General features: G+C 64.3%; 23 protein-coding genes and 2 tRNA genes. 13 read left to right on the top strand and 12 right to left on the bottom strand.

Going from position 1 to position 23387, the window contains the following annotated elements; all coding sequences use genetic code 11:
- The first annotated feature begins 6 nt into the window (after positions 1-6).
- On the top strand, positions 7-1269 hold the full coding sequence (gene serS / locus FDA94_RS29845) for a serine--tRNA ligase (protein WP_137250400.1): 1263 nt from the start codon (positions 7-9) through the stop codon (positions 1267-1269).
- 59 nt (positions 1270-1328) lie between these two features.
- Here the strand turns inward: serS and FDA94_RS29840 are convergent, their stop codons facing one another.
- Positions 1329-1532: a cold-shock protein gene (locus tag FDA94_RS29840; protein ID WP_030455233.1), complete on the bottom strand. Its 204-nt coding sequence runs from the start codon at positions 1530-1532 to the stop codon at positions 1329-1331.
- Positions 1533-1771: 239 nt separating this feature from the next.
- On the opposite strand from FDA94_RS29840, the gene FDA94_RS29835 reads away from it, so the two are divergent.
- Positions 1772-2569 (top strand): HAD family hydrolase, encoded by a 798-nt coding sequence (locus tag FDA94_RS29835; protein ID WP_137250399.1) that lies wholly within the window; start codon positions 1772-1774, stop codon positions 2567-2569.
- Between the two features lie 64 nt (positions 2570-2633).
- Here the strand turns inward: FDA94_RS29835 and FDA94_RS29830 are convergent, their stop codons facing one another.
- Positions 2634-3146, bottom strand: coding sequence for a bacterial proteasome activator family protein (locus tag FDA94_RS29830; RefSeq protein ID WP_137250398.1), 513 nt, complete (start codon positions 3144-3146; stop codon positions 2634-2636).
- Between the two features lie 5 nt (positions 3147-3151).
- Complete coding sequence (locus tag FDA94_RS29825) at positions 3152-4111, bottom strand: NAD(P)H-quinone oxidoreductase (RefSeq protein ID WP_137250397.1); 960 nt, start codon at positions 4109-4111, stop codon at positions 3152-3154.
- A gap of 115 nt (positions 4112-4226) precedes the next feature.
- On the opposite strand from FDA94_RS29825, the gene FDA94_RS29820 reads away from it, so the two are divergent.
- Together FDA94_RS29820 and FDA94_RS29815 are read left to right on the top strand one after the other, a co-directional pair.
- Positions 4227-6239, top strand: a complete 2013-nt coding sequence (locus FDA94_RS29820; protein ID WP_246060221.1) for a nucleotide-binding protein — start codon at positions 4227-4229, stop codon at positions 6237-6239.
- Between the two features lie 80 nt (positions 6240-6319).
- Positions 6320-6408, top strand: a tRNA-Ser gene (locus tag FDA94_RS29815).
- A 439-nt stretch (positions 6409-6847) separates the two neighbouring features.
- Here FDA94_RS29815 and FDA94_RS29810 read toward each other — a convergent pair.
- The 7 genes from FDA94_RS29810 to FDA94_RS29785 all read right to left on the bottom strand — a co-directional run bounded on the left by FDA94_RS29810 (position 6848) and on the right by FDA94_RS29785 (position 14314).
- Entirely contained in the window at positions 6848-9037 is a 2190-nt protein-coding gene (locus FDA94_RS29810) for a hypothetical protein (RefSeq protein WP_137250396.1), read from the bottom strand.
- Between the two features lie 429 nt (positions 9038-9466).
- Positions 9467-10837 (bottom strand): tyrosine-type recombinase/integrase, encoded by a 1371-nt coding sequence (locus FDA94_RS29805; protein ID WP_137250395.1) that lies wholly within the window; start codon positions 10835-10837, stop codon positions 9467-9469.
- Positions 10834-11025: a helix-turn-helix transcriptional regulator gene (locus FDA94_RS29800; protein WP_061290209.1), complete on the bottom strand. Its 192-nt coding sequence runs from the start codon at positions 11023-11025 to the stop codon at positions 10834-10836. The genes FDA94_RS29805 and FDA94_RS29800 overlap by 4 nt, the downstream gene beginning before the upstream one ends.
- Positions 11022-12383: a replication initiator gene (locus FDA94_RS29795; protein ID WP_137250394.1), complete on the bottom strand. Its 1362-nt coding sequence runs from the start codon at positions 12381-12383 to the stop codon at positions 11022-11024. Before FDA94_RS29795 ends, FDA94_RS29800 begins: the two co-directional genes overlap by 4 nt.
- Before the next feature lie 98 nt (positions 12384-12481).
- Positions 12482-12643, bottom strand: a complete 162-nt coding sequence (locus FDA94_RS39530) for a hypothetical protein (RefSeq protein WP_157521631.1) — start codon at positions 12641-12643, stop codon at positions 12482-12484.
- Positions 12644-12645: 2 nt separating this feature from the next.
- Positions 12646-13977, bottom strand: a complete 1332-nt coding sequence (locus FDA94_RS29790; RefSeq protein ID WP_137250393.1) for an FtsK/SpoIIIE domain-containing protein — start codon at positions 13975-13977, stop codon at positions 12646-12648.
- Positions 13970-14314, bottom strand: coding sequence for an SCO3933 family regulatory protein (locus FDA94_RS29785; protein ID WP_061290203.1), 345 nt, complete (start codon positions 14312-14314; stop codon positions 13970-13972). The genes FDA94_RS29790 and FDA94_RS29785 overlap by 8 nt, the downstream gene beginning before the upstream one ends.
- Positions 14315-14457: 143 nt before the next feature.
- Between FDA94_RS29785 and FDA94_RS29780 the strand changes: the two genes are divergently transcribed.
- Positions 14458-14844 (top strand): GntR family transcriptional regulator, encoded by a 387-nt coding sequence (locus FDA94_RS29780; protein ID WP_061290201.1) that lies wholly within the window; start codon positions 14458-14460, stop codon positions 14842-14844.
- Between the two features lie 114 nt (positions 14845-14958).
- On the opposite strand, the gene FDA94_RS29775 is transcribed toward FDA94_RS29780, so the two are convergent.
- Positions 14959-16176 carry a helix-turn-helix domain-containing protein gene (locus tag FDA94_RS29775; protein WP_137250392.1) on the bottom strand — a complete coding sequence of 406 codons (1218 nt, stop codon included), beginning with the start codon at positions 16174-16176 and terminating at the stop codon, positions 14959-14961.
- A 507-nt stretch (positions 16177-16683) separates the two neighbouring features.
- On the bottom strand, positions 16684-16899 hold the full coding sequence (locus FDA94_RS29765) for a hypothetical protein (protein WP_137250390.1): 216 nt from the start codon (positions 16897-16899) through the stop codon (positions 16684-16686).
- A 97-nt stretch (positions 16900-16996) separates the two neighbouring features.
- Between FDA94_RS29765 and FDA94_RS29760 the strand changes: the two genes are divergently transcribed.
- The 8 genes from FDA94_RS29760 (at position 16997) to FDA94_RS41225 (ending at position 23095) form a co-directional block, all read left to right on the top strand.
- A complete protein-coding gene (locus FDA94_RS29760) occupies positions 16997-17230 on the top strand; it encodes a GntR family transcriptional regulator (RefSeq protein WP_137250389.1) in 234 nt (77 codons plus the stop codon).
- A gap of 857 nt (positions 17231-18087) precedes the next feature.
- A complete protein-coding gene (locus FDA94_RS29755; RefSeq protein ID WP_212735570.1) occupies positions 18088-19146 on the top strand; it encodes a DUF262 domain-containing protein in 1059 nt (352 codons plus the stop codon).
- Positions 19143-19892 (top strand): MAE_28990/MAE_18760 family HEPN-like nuclease, encoded by a 750-nt coding sequence (locus tag FDA94_RS29750; RefSeq protein ID WP_137250387.1) that lies wholly within the window; start codon positions 19143-19145, stop codon positions 19890-19892. The genes FDA94_RS29755 and FDA94_RS29750 overlap by 4 nt, the downstream gene beginning before the upstream one ends.
- A complete protein-coding gene (locus FDA94_RS29745) occupies positions 19892-20986 on the top strand; it encodes a DNA cytosine methyltransferase (RefSeq protein WP_137250386.1) in 1095 nt (364 codons plus the stop codon). Before FDA94_RS29750 ends, FDA94_RS29745 begins: the two co-directional genes overlap by 1 nt.
- 171 nt (positions 20987-21157) lie before the next feature.
- Positions 21158-21490: a hypothetical protein gene (locus FDA94_RS29740; protein ID WP_137250385.1), complete on the top strand. Its 333-nt coding sequence runs from the start codon at positions 21158-21160 to the stop codon at positions 21488-21490.
- Positions 21491-21650: 160 nt separating this feature from the next.
- A tRNA-OTHER gene (locus FDA94_RS39525) sits at positions 21651-21751 on the top strand.
- A 554-nt stretch (positions 21752-22305) separates the two neighbouring features.
- Positions 22306-22854 carry a P-loop nucleotide/nucleoside kinase family protein gene (locus tag FDA94_RS29725; RefSeq protein ID WP_212735569.1) on the top strand — a complete coding sequence of 183 codons (549 nt, stop codon included), beginning with the start codon at positions 22306-22308 and terminating at the stop codon, positions 22852-22854.
- A gap of 106 nt (positions 22855-22960) precedes the next feature.
- Positions 22961-23095: a hypothetical protein gene (locus FDA94_RS41225; RefSeq protein ID WP_281286651.1), complete on the top strand. Its 135-nt coding sequence runs from the start codon at positions 22961-22963 to the stop codon at positions 23093-23095.
- The last annotated feature ends 292 nt before the right edge of the window (positions 23096-23387 follow it).

Genomic DNA, 23387 nt, shown 5'->3' with positions numbered 1-23387 from the left:
TGCTCCGTGATTGACCTGCGAACCCTACGCGAAGATCCCGACCGGCTGCGCGCCTCGCAGCGCGCCCGCGGGGAGGACGACACCGTCGTCGACACGCTGCTCTCTCTCGACGAGCGTCGTCGCAGTGCGCTGGGCTCCTTCGAGTCCCTGCGCGCCGAGCAGAAGAACGTGGGCAAGTCGGTCTCCAAGGCGTCCGGTGACGAGCGGCAGGCGCTGCTCGACCGGGCGAAGGATCTCGCGGCGCAGGTGAAGGCGGCCGAGGCGGAGGCCGAGCAGCTCGGCTCCGCACTCGAGGCCGAGTTGATGTCGGTGCCCAACATCGTCGACCCGGCCGCGCCCCACGGCGGCGAAGACGACTACGTCGTCCTCGACCACGTGGGCACCCCCAGGGAGTTCGACTTCACCCCGCGCGACCACCTTGAGCTGGGCGAACTGCTCGGCGCGATCGACATGGAGCGGGGCGCGAAGGTCTCGGGCTCCCGGTTCTTCTTCCTGCGCGGCGCCGGGGCCCGGCTCCAGCTCGGGCTGCTCAACATGGCCATGCAGCAGGCCGTCGAGGCCGGTTTCGTCCCGATGATCACTCCGGTGCTGGTCAAGCCCGAGTCGATGCAGGGCACCGGCTTCACGATCGCCCACGACAGCGAGATCTACCGGCTGCCCGAAGACGACCTCTACCTGGTCGGCACCTCCGAGGTGCCGCTGGCGGCCTACCACGCCGACGAGATCCTCGACGGCTCCCAGCTCCCCCACCGCTACGCCGGCTGGTCGTCGTGCTTCCGCCGGGAGGCCGGGTCGTACGGGAAGGACACCCGCGGCATCATCCGGGTGCACCAGTTCGACAAGGTCGAGATGTTCTCCTACTGCAAGCCGGAGGATTCGGCCGAGGAGCACCAGCGGCTGCTGGCGTGGGAGAAGCAGATGCTCGACAAGTGCGAGCTGCCCTACCGCGTCATCGACACCGCCGCCGGCGACCTCGGCATGTCGGCCGCCCGCAAGTTCGACTGCGAGGGCTGGATCCCCAGCCAGGGCCGCTACCGCGAACTCACCTCGACGTCGAACTGCACCGAGTTCCAGGCCCGCCGCCTCAAGGTGCGATTCCGCGACGAAGACGGCAAGCCCCGCGTGGTGGCCACCCTGAACGGCACACTCGCGACCACCAGATGGATTGTGGCCATTCTCGAGAACCATCAGCAGGCCGACGGTTCGGTCGTGGTTCCCAAGGCGCTGCGGCCCTTTGTGGGGCTCGACGTTCTCGAACCCGTCAAATAACACGACGAAGGCCGGGGTTCTTCTTTCGAAGAGCCCCGGCCTTCGCCGTTGTCAGTGGTCTAGAGGGCGCGGACCTGCGAGGCCTGCGGACCCTTCGGGCCCTCGGTGACCTCGAACTCCACACGCTGACCGTCTTCCAGGTTCCGGTAGCCGGAACCGGTGATGGCCGAGAAGTGCACGAACACGTCCGGCGCGCCGCCGTCCGGGGCGATGAAGCCGAAGCCCTTTTCAGCGTTGAACCACTTGACGGTTCCCTGAGCCATTAACGCTCTCCCTAAGGAAGTGAATCTTGGGGCACACACCTCGTGAGCCCCGGTGTGTCGCACAGCTCCCCGGGTGGCTCATAACAGTCAAGCTGGTTTTCGCTACGGGAACAGCTAATACAACGCGTTCACATCTAACACTATGACGGCCCCCCGGTGTTCCAAGTCCGGGGGAGAATTCTTGTCCTGAGATCCCCCTGACCGGGGAGTCTCGGGGACAGGGCAAACTGGGAGCTGTTATGGCCCCACCGCGCCTCATCGCCACCGACCTCGACGGCACCGCTCTGCGTTCCGACGGCACCATCTCGGCCCGCACCGCCGCCGCCTTCGCCGCCGTCGAGGACTCCGGGGCGACCCTGGTCTTCGTCACCGCCCGCCCGCCCCGCTGGATGACGACCGTCTCGCACGTCGTCAATCACCGCGGCCTGGCCATCTGCGCCAACGGCGCACTCCTTTACGACCTGCACACCGAGTCGATCGCCGACTCCCACTTGATGTCTTCCGAGGTGGTGGCGGAAACGGTCGCCCTATTGCGGGCCGCCGTGCCTTCACTGGCCTTTTCGGTCGAGTACGAGAACGGCTACGCGTACGAGACCGACTTTCCCCTGGGCGGCTGGGATCTGCGTTTCGGCGACGGCCGCGCGCCGGTGGCCTCGGTCTTGGGGCTGCCCTGCGCGAAGCTGCTCGCCTATCACCACACGATGGACGCCGACGATCTCTACGAGCAGGTCGTGGCGTTGGTGGGCGGCCTGGTGACGCCCACGCATTCGAGTGGGCGGGCGTTGATCGAGATGAGCGCGCTGGGGGTGACCAAGGCGACCGCCCTGGCCCGGTTCGCCGAACGCAGCGGGATCGCGCCCGCCGACGCGGTGGCGTTCGGCGACATGCCGAACGATCTTCCGATGCTGGGCTGGGCCGGCACGTCCTACGCGGTGGCGAACGCCCATCCTGACGTGCTGGCGGCGGTCGACCAGGTGACGGCGGCCAACGACGACGACGGGGTCGCCCAGGTGCTCGAACGCCTCTACGCGGCCTGAGAGGGAGTCGTGTGGTCGGGCCGGGTGCCGTGGGGGTCGCCCAGCCCGTACACGAACGACGGTTTTAGAGGTAGGGCCCCGAGGCGCCGCGCTGGCCGGGGTCTTCCTGGCCGCCCTGCTGGGAGAAGCCGCCCGGGAGGGCGCGGCGCATCTGCTCCAGCTGGGCGCGGGCCGCCATCTGCTGGGCGAAGAGGGTGGTCTGGATGCCGTGGAAGAGGCCTTCCAGCCAGCCGACCAGCTGGGCATGGGCCACGCGGAGTTCGGCCTCGCTGGGCGGGGCGCCGTTGGCGTCGGTGAACGGGAGCGAGAGACGCTCGAGTTCGGCGACGAGTTCGGGGGCCAAGCCGTCTTCGAGCTCCTTGATCGAGCTCTGGTGGATCTCCATGAGACGCTTGCGGCTCGCCTCGTCGAGCGGGGCCGCGCGGACCTCTTCGAGAAGCTGGCGGATCATGCTGCCGATCCGCATCACCTTCGCGGGCTGTTCCACCAGGTCGGCGACCGACCGCTCCTCGCCGTCCGGGGCCTCTTCGCCTGCCGGAAGAACCACGATGTGTGGAGTGCTCTCGTCAGCGTTCATGTCTCTCAACCTACTAGCAGGATCTTGCCGATGTGGTCGCCCGCTTCGAGCATCCGGTGGGCCTCCGCAGCGTGTTCCATCGGTATCTCAGCGTGGACGACCGGGCTGATCGCACCCGCGCTGACCAGCGGCCACACGCTGTCGGCGACGCCCCGGCAGATCGCGCCCTTCTCGTCGGGGGTGCGGCTGCGCAGGGCCGAGGCCATGACGGTCCCGCGCTTGCGCAGCAGCGCGGCGATGTCGAGTTCGCCCTTCGTCCCACCCTGCATCCCGATGATGGCCAGCCGCCCGCCATGGGCCAGGACCGCGACGTTGGGTTGCAGGTACTTGGCGCCCATGATGTCGAGGATCACGTCGGGGCGGTCGTCCTTCAGCGCTTGGGAAAAATCTTCCTCTCGGTAGTTGATTCCTCTATCCGCGCCGAGCGCCAGGCATCGTTCGAGTTTCGCCTCCGAGCCCGCCGTGACGATCACCCGCGAGCCGAAGGCCTTGCCGAGCTGGATGGCCATCGTCCCGATGCCGCTGGCCCCGCCGTGGACGAGCAGCGTCTCGCCCTTGCGCAGGCGCGCGGCCATGAAGACGTTGGCCCAGACCGTGCAGGCCACCTCGGGCAGCGCGGCCGACTCGGCCAGGGAGGTGGGGGCGGGCATCACCTGCTGCCACGGAACTGCCACCTTTTCGGCATATCCGCCGCCGGCCAGCAGGGCCGTGACTTCGTCACCGACGGTGAGGGTGTCGACACCCTCGCCGACCTCGGTGATCACCCCAGAACATTCCATCCCGGGAATTTCAGACGCGCCGGGCGGGGGCGGGTAGAGTCCTTGCCGCTGGAGGAGGTCGGCCCGATTCACGGCTGACGCCGTGATCTCAATCACCACTTCACCTCGGGCGGGGACCGGATCCGGCACCTCGCGCCACTCCAGAACGTCCGGTCCGCCGGGGCTTGAAATCACGATCGCACGCATGTGACCTAAAGTAACCGAGCAGCCAACTCGACGGTTGGCCGCGTTCGCCTGTATACGGGGCGCTAATCTGCAATGTGTTTGCTGCCCCTTTAGCCCATCCCGAGGGGGAAACACGGTGGCACGACACGATCGTGAGGATCCCCACTCGCTCGAAGACCAGCTGGCCTGGCTCGACGCGATCAAGGAGATGCCCGACGAGGTCGACATCGCGGTGTCCGCGGTGACGGCGTCGTCCCTGGCTGCGACCCAGCAGCCGGTGACGCCAACCGACGAGGTGCCTTCGCCATACCCGAAGGACCCATGGCGGTCGGTCCCGGCCGAGCCGGCGCCCTTCCGCGCGGTCGCCGCGGTCGACGAGCCGCCCGCGATCGACAACGGGGTGGAGACGCTCGACCCGCTGCCGTTCGGTAACGGGCGAGGGGCGTTCGGGGACTCCCCGGTCGACACCGACTCCTACAACGTGGGGGCGTTCGGGGAGCGGCCACCGGCCGAGCCCGACCTCTCCGACGAGCCGGTACGCGGCTGGCTGGAGCCGGCCGTCCCGGTGTCCGAGGAGCAGGCCGACTCGGGCCGCTTCCCCCGGCCCGACGCCGAGACGGGCCGGTTCTCGCCCGAGACGGTGGCCGATCTGGCGAGCTTCGGGCGTAACGACACCGACCCGGGGACCTTCGGGCTGCGTACCGACAGCGAATCGGACTCCGGCGGCTTCAGGTTCTCCCGCGACACCGACCGGGTCGCGCGCCCCGAGAGCGACTCCGACTCCGGGCCGTTCAAGCTGCCGTCGGAGCCGCTGACCGACCACGACTCCGGCCGCTTCTCCTGGCCCGGCACCGAGGTCGAGGAGACCCCGGCCGTCGAGGACACCGACCCCGGCGACCGCTTCCGCCCCATCCGGGACGCCGAGGAGCCGTTAAGGGGATCCCTGCGGGAGAACCTCAGCCAGCCGGCCGAACCCGCCCCCGGCCCCGGAGAGACCTTCCGGACTTCGGCGCGGGAGGCGCTGGACGCGTACACGAGAGAAGTCCAGCCACCCCTCTCGGAGTCGCGGGAGATCGCGGAGCGCGAGCCCTACCAGGCGCGGCGCCGCCAGCCCGACAACCTGCCCGCCCCGGCCTTCTCGGCCCCGTCGCGGGCCCTGGTGCCCCGCTCGTCGAAGCCCTCGGCCGACAGCCTCGACCCCGCGACCCTCCTCAAGGGCCGCAAGGACGGACCGGCCACCGGCTGGCGGCGCGTCGTCTTCAAGGCGACGGCCGGCTTGATAAAGCCCGGTGAGGCCCCTGAGGTGCGCCGCCGGCAGGAACTGGTCGCACGGGCCCGCACCCCCGTCTCGGCCGGCCACCACCGCGTCGCGGTGCTCAGCCTCAAGGGCGGCGTCGGCAAGACGACCACCACGGTGGGCCTCGGCGCGACGCTGGCACAGGTCCGCGGCGACCGCGTGATCGCCGTCGACGCCAACCCCGACCGTGGAACGCTCTCCGACAAGGTCGAACTCGAGACGTCGGCGACCATCCGCGACCTGCTGAACGAGCGCGGGGACATCCGGCGGTACGTCGACATCCGGGCCTTCACCTCGCAGACGCCCTCGCGGCTGGAGATCCTCGGCTCCGACCGGGATCCTTCCGTGTCCGAAGCCTTCTCCGCCGAGGACTACCAGGCGGTCTCCGCCGTCCTGGAGAACTTCTACTCGATCTGCATCACCGACTGCGGGACCGGGCTGCTGCACTCGGCGATGTCCGGTGTGCTCGGCCTGGCCGACCAACTGGTGCTGGTGAGCAGCCCTTCGGTCGACGGGGCTCGGGCTGCTTCGGCGACCTTGGACTGGCTTGAGGCGCACGACTATGGGGACCTGGTTCGGTCGGCGACCGTGGTGTTGTGCAGCGTGCGGCCCCGGTCGAAGTCGACTGTCGACCTCAAGCGGCTTGAGGCGCACTTCGCGGCTCGGTGCCGGGCTGTGGTCCGGGTGCCTTACGACCCTCACCTTGAGGAGGGGGCGGAGATCGACCTGGAGAGGTTGCAGGAGCCTACTCGGGCGGCGTTCCTTCGGCTGGCGGCTTGTGTGGGGGACGGGTTCGCGGGGGCGCCGGGGGTTGGGGAGCGGCGGTACTCCGAGATTCCGGATCACATCTAGTGGCGTGGCTCTCCCGTCCTCTGGTGGGGGCGGGAGAGAGTAGGGTTGCGTTTTGTGGCACCGCCTTACAGGGGTGCGCTGGAGAGCTCGCCTAGTGGACGATGGCGGCGGTCTTGAAAACCGCTAGGGGCGGTGACGTTCCTCGTGGGTTCGAATCCCACGCTCTCCGCTCAGCTTGGAAAACGCGGTCTGACCTGGCCTTATGAGTGTCGGGTGGCCTGGTGATCATTTCCCATGTGTGCAACCGTGGGCCGTCGTGGGCGGCTCCATGTCGTTGATCACGGGATATTCACGGGATGATCTTGGTGGTGTTTCGCCAGGTCATTAGGTCCGTAGACGCATCTCCCTACGATCGCCTTGCGGTGGCTGATGTCCCGGTCAGGCTGGGGGCGATCGGCGGCCCAGGGCTTCGCCCAGGTCCATCGGAGCAAGGTGTTGGACGAGCCGGACATGACGAAGGCCCCGCGACCGAATGGAGTCAACGGGGCCTGATCAGGCGTTACTGATCACTCGTCCAGTGCTGAGCCGATACGACGAGTGGCGATCTTGGCACCACCATCAATAATGATCTTTGGTGGTTCTGCATGTTCTACTTACTGACACTGACGCTAAACCGCATCGTCATCAGAGTCGGGGTTCGGATCATTGGAGGAGATCGTCGATTGAACCTTGACGGCGAGCTTCGAGAGTTTTGCCCATTCACGGGAGGAGCCAAGGGGATGGGCACCTGCGGCGTCTGATGTTTGGCTCAGCCGCATGAGCTGGGTAAGGGCCTCTTGTGCATCGGTAAGGGTACCGAGGAGTTTGCGCCGGTGGTCAGCCATTTGATCGAGTACCGACTTGGGCTCGGTGTCGTTGTCCTTTGTACGTCCATCCTCTTCTTGGGCCGCGCGCTTGGGGTCGGACACCGCGACGACTGTCCACTCGTCGAGGCGGCGGGGTACGCCTGCTCCGTCGCGGGCGATGCCATCCTCGGCTTCGAGATCGACGGCGACCATCGTGTAGCGGTTGTCCTCGCCACCCTCTTTGATCAACTGACTGTTGGTGAAGGAGTTCACTGCTACCCGACCGGCGTCGAACCGGTCGGCGGCGTGGGCAAGTAGGAGCAGGCCGGCGGGGTTTTCTGCCCTGGCCAGCATGGCGATGACGTCGTCGACATCGGAGCGAAACGGGACGGTGTGATCAACCGCCGAGCCGACGCTGCGAGTCAGCAACTTGTCGGTGATCAGCGCGATACCACCGGCGACGGCCAAGGTAAGCCTGGCGTCGAGGTTGCCTGAGGCGGCCGGTTCGACCAGCGAGGTGAAGTCGGAGCAGGGGGTCGGCTGCCAATCAGAGTCGGTGACCTCTTTGGTGAGCACGCCTCCATTGCCCCAGGCGTTGCGTGCCTGCCGTAGGGTCTGCTTCTTGGCCAGACGCCACGGTCGGTCGGTAATAGGGCCGAGGATCTCCGCGTAGGTGTTGGTGCGCAGCCGCTGCTTGCCCGCGATTGTCTTTACGTGCTTCTTCATGACCGCGAAGACAGGCGGGCGGGTCAGGTAGTGGACCAGGAATACTGCACGCCAAAGCGGTGTGCCGGGGATGTTGGGGTCGCGAAAGACCTGGGGCGTTTGCTCAGGCGGATAGTGGCCGATGGCCAACCGGTATACATCGGCGACATTGATACCGGTGGTGTCGTTGACACCGTCGAGCATGGTCCGCTTGAGCGCGCGGGAGCCGATTTCGGCGTTTTGTGCGGCCGAATCCCACATGCCGAACTCAACATGGATCGAGGAGAGGATGCTGCGGACGGCGTCATCAAAGACCTCGCCGGGAGGCAGCCCAGAACCGGGGTGCACCTGAAGCCCGACGGCGATCTGTGCCGGTACGACGATCGCCTGTCCAATTCTGATCGCTTCCTCGGCGGGGGTGGTGCCGCTCAGTCCACGGATGAAGGAGGCACGCAACTTGTCGAGTTCACCCTGCCGGCCGAGTGCCATGCGCTGGGTCTGTGGCTTGTCCGCTCCACGGCGCGCGGGCTTTTCGGAAAGCATGACCTCAATGGCCCGATCGGCGATCTCTTCAGGGGTCGCCTGATCCCCGCACAATGCGCCCCAAGCGCTGACGACGCGAGTGATTCCGTCGCGGACGACTAGGACGTAGAAGGATTCGGACCCGTCGGAGAATTCGATGCGGGCTATGTGCGCGACGACCGCCCGAGTGATGCGCCGGCTGAGAATGGACTCGTCGTACTGCTTGTTGGAATTCCGGGTCGCGATGATCGTCTGGCGCAGGTAGTTACGAAGATGATTCTGGTCGCGAAACCGGTACACCAGCATCGCCTGGGCGGCATCGGCGATCAACTCGCCCTCGATCTCCGGGTCTGACTCGGCATGGGGATCTTGCCCGATACGTGGCTGCACCAACGTGAAGATCTCGGTCAGCCAGACGCGGCCGTTTCCCGAGCGCATGGTCGCTCCGCCGACGTGCTCCTCAATGAGCGATGACCCACCAGTGCCAGACTGGTACGAAAGCTGCGCTGTCAGCGCGGCCGGATGCACAATCGCCCGCGCCAGCGCGTGCCAGCCGTCCTCCGGCAGCGCGCAGTAGGGGTTGTTTTCACCGGCGCGCACCAGCTTGGTGCGATCGCGAACTTCTGACGGAGCAGGGAGTTCGTGGCTGAAGTTACTGACAGTCAGCGTCTCATCGCCGACCTTCAGCGTGATGGGGTCCCACCGCTCGTTGGAGTGAGTATTCGGCTGGTCGGGGTGATGCCCTCCGCCGAGATGGGGTGCCTGGAACTGGGGATCAACAGACATATCCGTCTGCTCTCTCTGATCCTGGGCGCCATCCGGCAGTCGCCGGGGCCCTGCCCCTATTAGCTCGTGATACGCCAAATGGGGACGCGGGGATCATGAAGGCCCGCGCTGCGTCGCTTGACGGATCCGAAAGCCCCACACCTGGTCACATCGCCGGGCGCGGTTCATGTCACCGGCCATGCGCGTACTAGATGGCTTCCTTCTGGAAGCCCCCGAAGCGATCTCCGGGATGGTGCATCGCCCCCGCCAAGGGCACGATTCCACGCACCGTACATCACGGAATCGCCGTGTGGGCCGGGCTTATACCAATTTCTGAGCAGCCGGAGCTGTGTCAACCAGGAGTTGACACGGTTGAGCTTTGTTGAAGAGCCGGACATGACGAGGGCCCCGTGACCGAATAAGTCAACGGGGCCGGTTGAGCGCTCCTGGTCACTCGTCCAGAGCCGTGCCGATACGACGATTGGCGACCTCTGCGCCGCCGTCGATGCACTTGGCGTAGACCTTCAACAGGACGTCGACGCTGTGGCCGGCGCGGTCGGCAACGTCGGGTGGAGCTACTCCGGCGTTGAGCCACAGACTGACGGCGGCGTGCCGGAGATCGTAGGGTCGGGCGGCCATGGGAGACGCGACCTGTTCGGGCGTGAGGGCCAGGGCGCGAGCGGCCCGCCAGGTCTCGCAGTACGTGCCTATCGAGATGATCCCGCCGCGTGAGGTCCGGAACAGGCGACCGTCTTCGTGGACGCCGAACTCTTCGATGTGATCCCGGAGGATGGTGACGAGTTGGGGAGGGATGGGCACCGGCCGGCCCTCGTCTGCTGCACGGTGCTTGAGTCCTCGATCGTCGTGGCCTTCGCCGCTGTCGGTCCAGCGCTTGTTGGACTGGGGCTTGGACTTGGCGACGAGGAGAAGGCCCCAATCGTATTCGGGCAGGCGGCAGTCACCCATACGAAGCGCGAGGGCTTCGGCCGGGCGTAGGCCCGCGTAGTAGAGACAGGCGAAGAACCCCTTCAGGTGGCGCCCCCGCTTGACGAGGCCCACGTAGGTGACCGCGTTCAGCAGTTCGCGAGCTTGGCCAGGGTTCACTACGACGCGGCGGTCGACGACCTCCCGGACCTTCGGAGGCTTCCACGCCTTGACCTTGTCGATCGGGTTGGACGGAAGCTCTTCCAGATCGACGGCGTACTGAAGGGTGTTGTAGAAGACCGAACGCTTTCGGGCGATCGTGGTGGGCGCGGCGGCGGTGCCGTCGAGGCGGACTGTCAGGGCGTCCAAGCCCAGTCGGACAAGGCGTGGCTTGGCCAGTTCCTCGACCGGCAGGGAGTTCTTTTCAAGCCAGGTGAGCGCTTCCTTGATCTCTTGAGGTGGGGGAATGTCGCGGGTTGTCGGCGAGAGCACGTACTGCCGGAGCGCCCGACGCATCACGGACGGTTCGGGCTTGCCGGTCGCGTCCTCATTGACGAGAGCCGGGATGACCGTGCTCAGGGCGTCGGTCATGCTGTCGCGAGTCTTGGCCGCCGCGTGAGGCCACTTCATGTCGACGTATCCCAGCGCGAAGACGTAGAAGCTCGTCGCCTTCTTGGCCTGGACCATGGACACGGGCAACCCAGTGTCGACGTCGAACGCCTCGCCACGCTTGGTCGCCTGACGGAGGTCGGACAGGAAGCTGTCGGCCAGGGCCTTCGTCCGGAAGGTCCGTGACCTCTCTTTGCGGCCGACCGCCCACCTCACGACGTAGGACGGCGTCTTGCTCGACTGGTTGCGCTTGATCTCCCACAGCTTGACGTCGTACGAGGGGTTCACGACACCTCCCGCAGGGTGTCCAGCCAGGCGGCGAGCTCGCTGCGGTACACGCGGATCTCGCCGTTGGGCAGCTTCAGGCCGCGTGGGGCGTGGCCGAGTTCGCGCCAGCGGTAGAAGGTGCGGCGGGAGACGCCGCCGAGCTCGTCGAGGATCTGCCGCACGGTCAGGAGTTCGTCGTTCCGCCTCATACGGCGCCCCCGACGATCGCGCGGGCCAAGACCGCTTCGCCGAGGGACAGGCCCTTTCCGGCGTACTCCCAGCGAGCGATGACCAGGGCGGTGTCTTCGTCGAACAGCGGGATGCGACCTGTACCGATCTCATCGCCGCGTTGATGTTCCTCGCGGGCTGCTCGGAGGGCGCCCATGGTGACGGAGTAGCGGCGGGATTTGGTGGAGAAGTGGCCGCGGAATCCGAGCATATGCGCCCAGCGGATCAGGTTGAGGTCGGCGAGTTCATCCAGGGCGCCCAATCGCAGGCACTCGGCGATGAGCTCCCGGGCGTGGTCGCGGACGGGCAGGGCGGACAGGTCGTCGAGTGCACCGACTCGACGGTCGAGCGTGCCGACGCACTCGGCGGCCTTGGTGGCGTACTTGGCGATGTACGCGGCGACGGCCTGTTCCGTCAGGTCGTCGGATGTGGCGATGGGGCGGATGTCCAGACCCTTGCTCGGATCGCCCCAGGTGAGGATTCGGCCAGGCTGGCCGGGGATGGGAACGGTGACCGTGACGGCGTTCGCGGCGTGCCGGATCGCGTCGGCCAGGATGCCGGCGGTTGCCCAGTCTGGAGGCGGCGAGTCGGGACCGGTCGGACCGTCGAGGCGGATGACGGCGTGCACGTGGACCACGCCGCGTTTCTGGTACTCGGCGACCTTGGCGAAGGAGAGCATGAGGTGCTCACGAAGTTCCCGCAGGGGCAGGCCGCCCGTTTTGGCGAGTCGCCGGCGAAGGGCTTCGGTGAAGCGTCGCCACAGCTCAGGGGCGGTGGCATTGAACAGGACCGACCCGGTGTAGTCGTAACACGAGGGGCACAGCGGTTCGCCCAGGCGGCGGTCGTCGGGAGCATGGCGGACGGTGCAGGACAGAAGCCGGTCGTGCGGACAGGGTGCAGCCTTCCGGCGAGCGCGGCACGGGTGGACTCGTCCGTTGGCCTCTCGGCGCGCGTGCACGGCCCCGAAGGACGGCGCAGTCAGGGTGACGAACAGGGACGGATGCGCGCTGACCGAGGCCGGTACGCCCTTGCCGCCGACCAGGCCCGCGCGGATCAGTTGGTACGTGTCGGCGCGGTAGGTCTCGGCGCAGGCCGGACAGCGGGAGGCGCGGCGAGTCTTGCACGCCACGCGCAGGACGCCGTCGGGTTCGCTGCGGGTGCTGTAGCGGTGGAGGAGTTCGCCGGTGCCGGCGTCGATGTGGTCGACGGAGCCCCGGAGGTGGATGGGCTGACGGCATCCGCCGGTGCGCCTGATCTGCGCGGCCCAGCGGGCGTATCGAGGGTCGTCGAGCCGGGCGATGATCCCGGCGACCGCGTGCGAAGCGGTGGGGTGGGGCAAGATGGGACCGTCCTTAGCAGAGGTGATCTGTGTGGGATGGCCCCCGGCCTGGCGCGGAACTTGGCGGTTGTGTGGCCAGGCGGGGGGCGTCGCGCCGGTCAGCGGACCTTGCGCGGGATGAGGGTCAGGTCAGACCGGTAGTGGCCGCGCCGCTTGCGGTTCGGCCTGGGCCGGGTGACCGACATGACGGTGAAGATCTGGCGGAGCCGGATGACCACGTACGTGATCTCGGCGTGGCTGCCTTCGAGGCGAATGCGCAAGGTCAGGCTCCTTTGGGCGCCGGGTCGGCGACCGGGTTGGGGTTGATGAGGTCCTCCCAGGCGGGAGTCAGGTGGGCGAAGGTCTGGGCGGAGTGTTCGGCCGTGGCTTCGCTGACGTAGTGGGAGCGGGCGCGGTACCACTGGCCGTCCTGACCGGCGACGATGGCGACGCCGGGGGTTTCGGCCGGGATGGCGCGGGCGGAGTCCAGGGCGGCCGGGTCGAGGTCGCCGAGGGTCATGGTCGCGGTCTCGGGGTCGTTGACGCGGTGACAGACGCGGCCCGAGCACTGAGCGCGGAGTGCTGTGACGCCGGGTCCGAGGTCGGAGCCGATGCGCTGGCCGCAGCAGAACAGGTAGATGCCGAAGGCGCGGCCGAGTTGGGCCACGCGCAGGAGCGCGGTGGAGGTCTTGGCGATGTCGTCTTTCTCGCTCTTGTCGGCCATCAGGTAGAGCTCGGCGAGCTCGTCGACCAGGACGACGATGGGGGTCGGTCGCATGTAGGGCGGGAGTTGCCAGATGTTGCGGGCGCCGGCCATGCGGCACAGGTCCATCCGGTCGGTCATGATGCCGAGCAGGTCATCCAGGAGGCCGGTGCACTCGGGGCGACTGGTAGCCAGGGCGGATAAGCGGGATTTGTACGGGGTGAACTCGACTCCGCCCTTGAGGTCGAAGCCGACCAGGGCGACGGGCTGGGGGGCCAGTCCGACGATGAGAGCGTTGGCCAGGTTGGACTTGCCGGATTGGGTGGCGCCCGCGTTGAGCCAGTGCGGGACAGTCCGGAAGTCGATCACCCAAGGGCGGCCTGTCTCCAGGGCGCCTACCGTGATCTTCAGGAGGTCCGGAGACGCCGGGAGGTTGTCGAGCTTGACCAACGGGTCGCGCATGGTGACGTGCAGGCGCAGGCGGCCGGGCTTGTCGGAGGAGACGCGGACGGCGTGCGCGCCCCAGGAGTGCGCCAGGCGTTCGGCCGCCTCGGAGTAGTCGGCGGGTATCTGGCCTTCGAGCAGGTGCAGGGTGACGCGCCAGCCGTGCCGGGTGGGCAGTGGTAGCCACATCCACGGCTTGGTGTCGACGGAGATGCGTTGCCAGCGTCGCTTGACCTGTACGACGCCGGTCGAGGCGATCAGCCCGGGGACGGTGGTGAACCAGAAGCGCTGACGCTTTTTGGTCAGCCCGCAACCAAGGGCGACTTTGCGCCACGTCGCACGGACGCGGAGGGCGGTCAGGGGGTAGCCCAGGGCGTACCAGAACGAACGCGGGTGACAGAGCCGCCAGGCCACCAGCCAGGACAGCGAAGCGGCCACCAGTGCGAGCCAGTCCAGGTGGTCAGTCACGGGACTTCGCCCCCACCTGTGCGGTCTCCGCCGAGATGATCGAATCGGCGCGGTAGGAGATGCCCCAACGTCCGGCGATCTCCCAGACGTAGCCGACCAGGTTGACGGGGAAGATTCGCTGACCGACGCCGACGGGCGGTTCGCCGGCGACGGCGATTTTGACCAGCTCGATCCTGCCGAAGGCGTCTTCGGTCGAGGTCGTGATCTCGTAGACCGTCTGGCCGTTCTTGTCGACCTTGATCTCTCCTGTCTGTCGGTCGCGGATGCGCGGTTGCGGGGCCTTCACACAGGTGATGGCGAGCCTGCTCGTGTCGACGGGGATGGGGATGTTGCGCACTGGAGACTCCTTGAAGAGTTGGTGTACTGCATATAAAGATACCTAGGTAACTAGATCTGTAAACCGATATAGCGATGTCGCCCTAAGGAGCTCGACAGAAGTTGCCCAGAGACCTAGATGTCTAGAACCTGTACGGTGGTGCCATGGCAGGTACGGATCGACGGCGGCCCTATCTGCGGATCGCCGACAGCATCCGCAGTGAGATCGCGCACGGGCGTTACACCGTAGGGGAGCAACTCCCCGTGGCGCGTGAGCTGGCGGAACAGTACGGCGTTGCCATGATGACCATCGGCAACGCCCTGGCTGTGCTGCGCGATGAAGGACTGATCGAGACGCGCCAGGGCACGGGAAGCTTTGTGATCGAGCGTCCCGAGGCGACCGGCGCGCGGCAGGCCCCCGCCGCGCAGCAGAGCGAGGAGTTCGCGATCATCTCCGAGCAACTCCGCGAGATCCGCGAACACATGCACAAACTGAGTCTCAGGCTGGACGAGCTGGACGCCCGGACTCGGACCGATCAACCCGAGCAGTGATCGCCACAGTGCGCCGTTGGAGGTCGGACAGGTCCGCCGAGATCTCCGCGAGTTCCTGCAACAAGATCTGCCGCTCGATGTCGTTGAGAGCCACGTATCACCCCATGTAGGCGATCAGGCAAGCCGCATCACCGAGGCGAGGTGGGACACCTCGCGTTCGCGACGGTGCTTACCGCTGTCACGGAGGTCACGCACGAGGTTGCGGACCAGTGGGCGGTTGCGGACGTGCTGTGGCGCGATGCGATCCGCGCGCAGCAACGCATCTAGTGCATCACTTTCTTTGCGGTTCATGAGGTAGCCGGCCGCCGCGCAGGTCCAGTAGTGGGCCTGGCGTTCTGACGAGGCGATCTCTGCGACGGCGACGTCTTCGGCGCGCGAGATGACCTCGCGTGGACGACCGAGCTCCATACTGACTTCCACAGCGTGAATCGTGGTGTTGACCTGGTTGAACTGTGTCTGGAAGACGTTGCCGGACCCCGGCAGGTCGACGGCCACTCGGCGGGCTTCGGCGAGGTGACTTTCCGCTTCGACCGCTCGCCAGAGGCGAGAATGCGCGACGGCCGCCCGCAGGTGGAGGGCGCCCCACAGCGCCTTGATGGTCTCGCCCCCTATGCCGACGTGAGGTTCGATCTGATCGAGTGCGGCCAAGGCCGCGTTCTTCGCGGCGTCCACGGAGGCTTCGTGGAGCCAGACGCCGCACAGGTCCCAAGCTGCGGCGGCGACCAGTTCGGGGGAGCCGACCCGTTGGGCGGCGACCAGTTCGCGTTGGACAGCGGTCCAGCCGAGGTCGTGATGTCCGAGCAGGTTGGACGAGACTCGCGCCATGTGGCAGGCACGCAGCATGAGCGCTTCGGCCCTGTCGCGGTTCCTCTCGTCGTTCGTTGAGATCAGGAGATCGGTGATGATGCCGGGAAGCACTTCGCCGAGGGCGCTGAACCGGGCGTCCTGGCGGAGCCGTTCGGCCAGTTTGACGTTGGCCTCCAGTTCGGCAAGGTCGCGTGGTTCGCGACTGCCGAGCAAGGCTGCACCACCCGGCATGCTCGCGTGCTGGAGAGCGAGGCGGAGACCCGGGATCGCGGAATGACCGGAGTCGAGTTCTGCGGTGTCGTGCCGGTAGGGCTGGCCGGTCAGTTCGGCGATCTCGACGTTCAGCGCTTCGGCGACCTGGCCGACGACGCTCATACGGTCGAGGGGGAGCCGTCCGTTCTCCACCTTCGAGAGCCAGGAGACCGAGCGGCCGATCTTCTCGGCCAGCGTGGCTTGATCCCAGCCGTTGCGATAACGGGCGCGTGCGATTCGCTGGCCCGTGGTCATGTGTTCGGTTGCCGTCATGCCCACCCCTCCTTTGTCGTCGTGACTCGACGATAGGTCGGGGCGTTGCGGGGACTGGCAGAAAAACTGCCAGTGGGCAGCGCCTAAGCCCGCATGACCTTCGCTGGCCTGCGGGAATGCGCGCTATGAATCAGTGCGGTATTTGTCGATGAGGAGAATCACCGACTGGACATATTGGTTTTATCACCTCCAATATCGCGAATAGATCGAGTCCTTATCGGACTTCGCCAGTGAGGATCCTGGTCCAGAGCTGCTCGGCGTCCCGGGTGGGAAGCCAGTCCGTCTCCATCGTCGAAGGGTGGTTGACTCTTCGCGTGCGGCGGATGAACATCAGGCCGCCCGACTGACACAGCTCATAGAGAGTGGGCTGGCACTCGCAGGTGTGCCGGCGAACGCGCACGCGGACGGCGCGACTGGTGGGACTGAGCCAACGCACACGCCCGGATTCGGGATGCGGTGGCGACACATGCGGACCGTGAGTTGCGGCGTCCAACGCCTTGAGGCTGGTCACTGGGTGCCGTCCGGGCACTCTTGCGTCTTGATGGTCTTGGCTAAGTCGTCAGCGGTGTCGGCTGCGACGGTCTGCATCAGACCCTCGGCGAGTTGCTCCCAGTCCAGGGTTACGCCGCGCCGGGTGGCGTAGAAGACGCCTTCGTCGCTGCGGAACAGCACCCAGTTGGGGAAGGCGGTCCGGAGAGAGTCGATGTCCGATCGCGTCGCCATGAAGATGAGCCTAGGTCAACCTGTCCTATCCTGTCTATGCCGTACCTAGGACATGCTGTTCTATGTTCGCAGGTGGGGGCATACCTACAGTCGTCACGTGATCGAGTGGGACCCCAGGCTCTACAAGTGGGAGCAGATAGCCAACGTCGTTGCCGGCCGGATCGAGGACGGGACCTATCCGCCGCTCACGCTCATCTCCGAAGTCAAGCTTCAGGAGGAGTTCGACGTTGCTCGGGTCACCGTGCGGAAGGCCATGGAGGCTCTCCGGGAACGCGGGCTGATCACGACCAAGCCAGGCAAGGGATCGATTGTCAGCCCGCCCGAGGCCTGAACGAGTCGAGCTGATCAAGAACACTTGGTCCGCTCGATGAGGATTTTCCTTACGTCTTCAAGGCGGCCCGCCTGCGGCGTGCCGCCCGCGCCGGTCGCGCTGCGGCTCTTCGGCCGGTCGCGACCGGCGCAGCTATACGACGTCAGTCGGACCCCCAAGCGCGTGCATTAGGCGGCGGGGCCAGGTTGGCCGGTGTAGCAGCGGGGGCAGGTGACCGTGGAGGCACTGTTCGGGACCGTCCAACGGTATCGGCAGAGCAAAGTTCGTCGGCAGCCGAAAAGAGTGTCGTTCGCCAGTAACTCGCCCACCTCCAATGGGCCGGCGCGACCGCAGGAGGGGCACGTCCACACTGCTGGCATCTGATCTCCATCCATGGGTTGCCCCTGGACAAAGGTGAACCGCATTGAGATGAGCAGTGGCGCTTCAAGTTCGCTTGCCGTGTGGCCGCAGGCTGCGCAGCGGACATAGCGGGGATCGCCGCTCAGCCTGCGGTTCAACGCGATCGAGATCAGCATTGAGATCACGATTCGCTCGCTTCCTTGGGAGGGAGTCGCCTCTCAGGATCGTCCGCTCGAAGCTGACCCATCGCAAGAGGGTGTCACCTAGGCGCAAGTTCTAGCTACCTTCAGCAATCACATCGTCTCTGCAGGTGGCTGGCGCCTGGTTCCACCGGACATAGCTGACCGGGGGTGGGTTTCCTGCTGTGGCCGTCTCGACGAGATTGCCCCGGGCGTATGCCCGACGTTCGCAGGTATGGTATGGAATGATCAGCACGTCAGTGCACTTGGTCGCAACATCACTACAATTGCAACCGCAGTGTTGGCCACCTCGGGATGGAGCCAGGAATGAGTCAAGGCATGATCCTCGGGGTCGAAGACGAAGAGGCTGCGGAAGCTCAAATCGTTGAGCAAGCCAAACGAATAGACTTCTATATCACCGAGTATTCGGTTGAAATTCTCGCGAATAAAATGCGCACCGGTGAGTATGTTGTGCCCGCATATCAGCGAGAGTTCACGTGGGAGCCAGAGCGCAAGTCGAAATTTATCGAGTCGCTGATCATGGGCCTGCCGATTCCATTTATCTTTTTCTGGGAAATGCCGGATGGAAAACTGGAAATTGTAGATGGCTCTCAAAGACTTCGAACGCTCGAAGAGTTCATATTCGGGGAACTTCAATTGGGGGAGCTGGATCAGCTTACACGGCTGGCCGGTTTCTATTTTACGGATCTACCCGAATCCCGGCAGCGTAAAATTAAGAACCGATCGATTCGTGGTATCGTCCTGAATGAGCATGCCGACGAGGCTGCACGTTTGGATATGTTCGAAAGGATCAACACCGGAAGCAAGCACGCGAATAACGCCGAAATTCGGCGCGGAGCATTGGCTGGTCCGTTCATATCGATGGTAATAGACCTCGCCAAGGATCCGACCTTCGCCAAGCTGGCGCCGATGAGCAACAAGCGAGAAAAAGAGCGCGGCCCAGAAGAGTTGGTGACTCGATTCTTCGCCTACGGCGACGGATTGGAAGGGTATCGTGATCGCCCTTCCGATTTCATCTTTGACTACGTCAAAAAGATGAATGAAGAATTCACAAATAATCCGAGGCTTGCTACCTTTTATCGTAAGAGGTTCAGCGACACCATGGCATTTGTGAAAAGGGTATTTCCGCACGGCTTCACAAAGACCCGCAATGGCCGGGCAACTCCTAGAGCCAGATTCGAATCGATCGCCATTGGTGCATTTTGGGCTCTTAGCGATCGTCCGGAATTGGAATCCCTTAGCCCTGAGCTTATCGACGTGTCAGGCTGGATACATGGGCAAGAGTTCTCCGACATAACTGGCTCTGATGGAGCTAACGCGAAGGCGCGCCTTAAGGGTCGAATCGATTTCGTGCGCTCCCGGTTGGTCGAATCGTGACCACCGGCGGCCTTCTTCCGTTCTTTAACGAACGATTCGAAGAGATAGAAACATACATCGATCTGTTGGGTGAGATCGAACTGTCCGCCCAGTCGGGTGTGCCGCGAATAAATGGCTCATCGCATCCTATTACGGCTTCTCAGCAGAAGATCCTGTACTCCAGTGTTTATCTTCAACTGTACAACCTTGTAGAGGCGACAGTATCGAGGTGTATCGACGCACTCTCTCTTGCTGCTCAAGATGGGAGCCAATGGCGGCCCGAACATCTCAATGTTGAGCTGCAACGGGAATGGGTGCGCTCGGTGGCGCGAACGCATGTAGAGCTGTCGCCGGAAAATCGACTTAAGCAAGTAGTCGAGATGTGTGATCTCCTTATCAATCAGTTACCGATTGCTTCGTTTGAGATAGAAGTTGGTGGCGGCGGAAACTGGGACGATGAGGCGATAGATAAAATAGGGAAGCGTATAGGTTGCCAGATCGCCATTTCGGCAAAGGTTCGGGCCAAAGTTAAACGCCCCCTGCGAGACGACCTCGGCGCTTTAAAGCTCGTAAAACAGCGCCGGAACAGTCTGGCGCATGGATCCATATCTTTCGTTGATTGCGCTGACGGGATCGGAGTATCTGAGCTGCGAATCACCTCGAATGCAGTTGGATCCTACCTTCGAGAAGTGATAGAATGCTTTGTTTCTCACATCCAGTCCTTCGATTTTTTGAAGCCTGAGCACAGGCCGCAGGGAGCTACGTGATGGAAGATCTTCAAACGCCACCACGGATATCCGCAGTTGATCTATTTTGTGGTGCGGGTGGCTTGACTCACGGGCTTTTGCAAAGCGGTATTAACGTGCGGGCCGGCATTGACCTCGATCCAGCTTGCCGCTTCCCCTTCGAGGCGAACAATTCGGCAGTTTTTATCGAACGAGATGTTAACCAAGTTTCTGCCGAAGACATTCTCCCTTATTTTCCCGAGGATGAGATATCGCTGCTCGCTGGCTGTGCTCCGTGTCAGCCGTTTTCTACATACAGTCAGGGTGATCGTGGCAAGAAGAGAGGGATGGATTGGCAACTGCTGTCTTCCTTTGGGCGCCTGATCCGAGAAGTGCAGCCGGATCTCGTAACCATGGAAAATGTTCCCCAACTTGCGCGACATGAAGTATTCGATGAGTTTCTGGTCTCGCTCGATGGATATGCTATTAGCTGGTCCGTAGTAGAGTGTTCCAAGCTGGGAATCCCTCAAACGAGGCGCCGCCTGGTACTCATAGCTTCAAAACTGGGAAGCAAGAACCTACGCATACCTGAAAGTCTCGGACCTGAACGTACAGTCCGTCAGACAATTGAGGATCTTCCTCGCTTGGCGGCGGGTAGCCAAGATCAAGCGGATTCTCTGCATGTCGCTTCAGCGTTGAGTGATCTGAACATGAAACGCATCAAGGCATCCAAGCCAGGTGGCACATGGCGAGACTGGGATCCAGAACTGCTGGCCGCGTGCCATAAAAGAGACTCGGGATCTACGTACCCCAGCGTTTATGGCCGGATGGAGTGGGATGCCCCAGCGCCGACGATGACTACTCAGTGCTTCGGGTATGGAAATGGGCGGTTTGGCCATCCTGAACAGAATCGCGCCATTTCTTTGCGGGAGGCTGCCATGATCCAGACGTTTCCTCGACGATACGAGTTTGTAAGAGAAGGGGAATCCCCGACTTTTAGTACTCTGGGCCGGCTGATCGGTAATGCCGTTCCGGTGAGACTCGGCGAAATTATTGGTGCCACTTTGATGGCCCATGTTGCTGCAGCCGATTCGACGGGTGTCGATTTTCGGCCCGTGCAGAAGTCGCTGTTCTAATACGTCTGAACTCGGGCACATCGACACAGCCGGGTCCTAGGTCTCCACTGCCTTGCGAGAGGGCCGTCTTCGCGCTTCAGTCGGTTCCTTTGCTCGCGCCGGCTCTGCTCGATTAGGCGATGTCGGGTGATTTCTCGACAATTAAGGGGTGCGTCCGGTAGATCTGTGTGCATGAACGCCCCCATGCACAACCAGACCACCTCCAAGGTCGGCGAGACCGCCCCCGTCTCCGAGACCGTAAAGAAGTGGATCAAGAAGAACAATAAGATCATCTTAACTGTCGGCGGTGCGGCCGTCGTCGCGGCCGCCGTACTTATCAGCCGGACGAAGGGGTTGGACACTATTGAGGAATTCGGGAAAACCGAATTGTTTCCCGAGTCCGTGGCCGGAATCGAGAAGCGCCAGTCCCCTCGTCCGCACTCGGTGTCTGGATATCAGCGGATGACGAAATACGGGATGCAGTCTGTATCGCCTTATGAGCGGGGTGCCTATCGGGCGGCCTGACGCCGACCGTGCTCTCACTGGCTGTACCGGCGGTATCGGCCCCATGTCCGGCAACGTCCGCTCAAGTTCGGCACGTGTGGGTAGTCCCGGTAGTCCGGGGTAGGTGCGAGCGGTGTGATATGTACGGGATGATCTTTCATGGGAGGGCGGTAGTGCGACAGGAGGCGCAGGTCACAGAGGAAACCCCTGATAGCTGTTGGCGGTCTTGAAAACCGCTAGGGGCGGTGACGTTCCTCGTGGGTTCGAATCCCACGCTCTCCGCTTAGCTTGGGAAACGTGGTCTGACCTGGCCTTATGGGTGTCGGGTGACCTGGTGATCATTTTCCCTGTGTGCAGCCGTGTGCTGTCCAATGCGGCTCCATGTCGTTGATCGCGACGTATACGCGACATGATCTTGGTGGCGTTTTCCCAGGTCGCGGGGCCGAATCCGAGGCTCCTGCGCGGGAGCACCCCAGGACTCGGCTCGACAGTGATCACGCGAAAAAGCCCCCGGCCGATTGGCCGAGGGCGGGGCGGAGCTTTGCCGACGGGTCAGCTTGTCAATGCCGCACCGATCCGGCGGTTGGCGGATTCGGCGCCGCCGTCGATGCATTTCGCGTACACCTTGAGCAGAACATCGACTCCGTGACCGGCTCGTTCGGCGACATCGGGTGGTGCCACTCCGGCGTTGAGCCAGAGGCTCACCGCAGCGTGGCGCAGGTCGTAGGGGCGTCCCGCGAGAGGCGACGCGACCTGTTCGGGGCTTCCAGACGCTCTGGTCGCATGAGAGCGGCGCCGTATACCCGAGCCCGGGATATCGCCGGGCCTACTGCCTCATGGACCAAGCCACCGAATCAGCACTGGGCTTCCGGCTCCCGCTTCCCGGCGAAACGCACCAGAGCCCGATCTCCGCTCTCCCGCGCCCCACGGACCCGGTGATCGATGCCCAGACCGCGTCGGTCATCGAAGAGACCTTGGTCCAGCTCTCGGCCCGGCTCACCCCATCTGGCGGCGAGCTGGACATGCTTCGCCGGCGGGTTGTCGACGCATGGCACCGCCAGCCCAGTCCGCGGCCGATCCTCATCCTGATCGGCGGACATTCCGGATCTGGCCGAACCGAGTTCGCGCGGTTCCTGGCCGACGTGACCGGTTGGGCGCTGCTCGACAAGGACACCCTGACCCGGGCCCTCACCGAACGTCTGCTGACCACGCTTGGGGGAGACCCCCACGATCGGCACAGCGACCTCTATCTCACCGAGGTGCGCCCTCTCGAATATCGGTGCCTCATCGATGCGGCCTTCGACACATCTCGGTCGGCACCTCGACGATCCTTTCGGCCAACCTTGTCGCCGAGCTTCATGACAGTGCGTGGCTCTCTCGGCTGACAAACCGGTGTGCAGCCAAGGGAGTCGACGTCGCGGCAGCCTGGGTGACGTGCGATCCCGACACGATGCGCGAGTACATAGAACACCGGGCCGTTCCTCGCGACGCGTGGAAACTCGCCAACTGGACAACTACACGGCCGCGCTCAAGCTCAACAACAGTCCGGCAGCGCACCTGACGCTCGACAACACGCTGTTCGCCGCCATCAGTCTCGCTGACCAGACCCGTGAGGCGTTGAAGTAGATCCTCACTTGAGCGATCCGATCTCGACCGTATGAGCCCGCTTCTCCTGATTGCTTTGGGTGCAGTGGGCTTGCACGAGCAATCCGGCTCGGTTGCATCGTCACCGCCGTATCGGCCGTTCCCGTCGCCTGTGGTAAGGATCCTTTTCCGTTACGGCTTCGCGTGGCCGGCCATATGAGTGACTCTGGCCGAATCCTGTTCGTCCACCTGCTCATCGAAGCACAGGCGTACAGGCTGCTGGATGAGGATTTTCTCTACGTAATCAAGCCGGCCCGCCTGCGGCGGTCCGGCG

This window comes from Herbidospora galbida, from assembly GCF_005233835.1.
Lineage (GTDB): Bacteria > Actinomycetota > Actinomycetes > Streptosporangiales > Streptosporangiaceae > Herbidospora > Herbidospora galbida.
The sequence above is the reverse complement of the archived record's forward strand: the minus strand, read 5'-3'. Positions and strand labels throughout refer to the sequence as shown.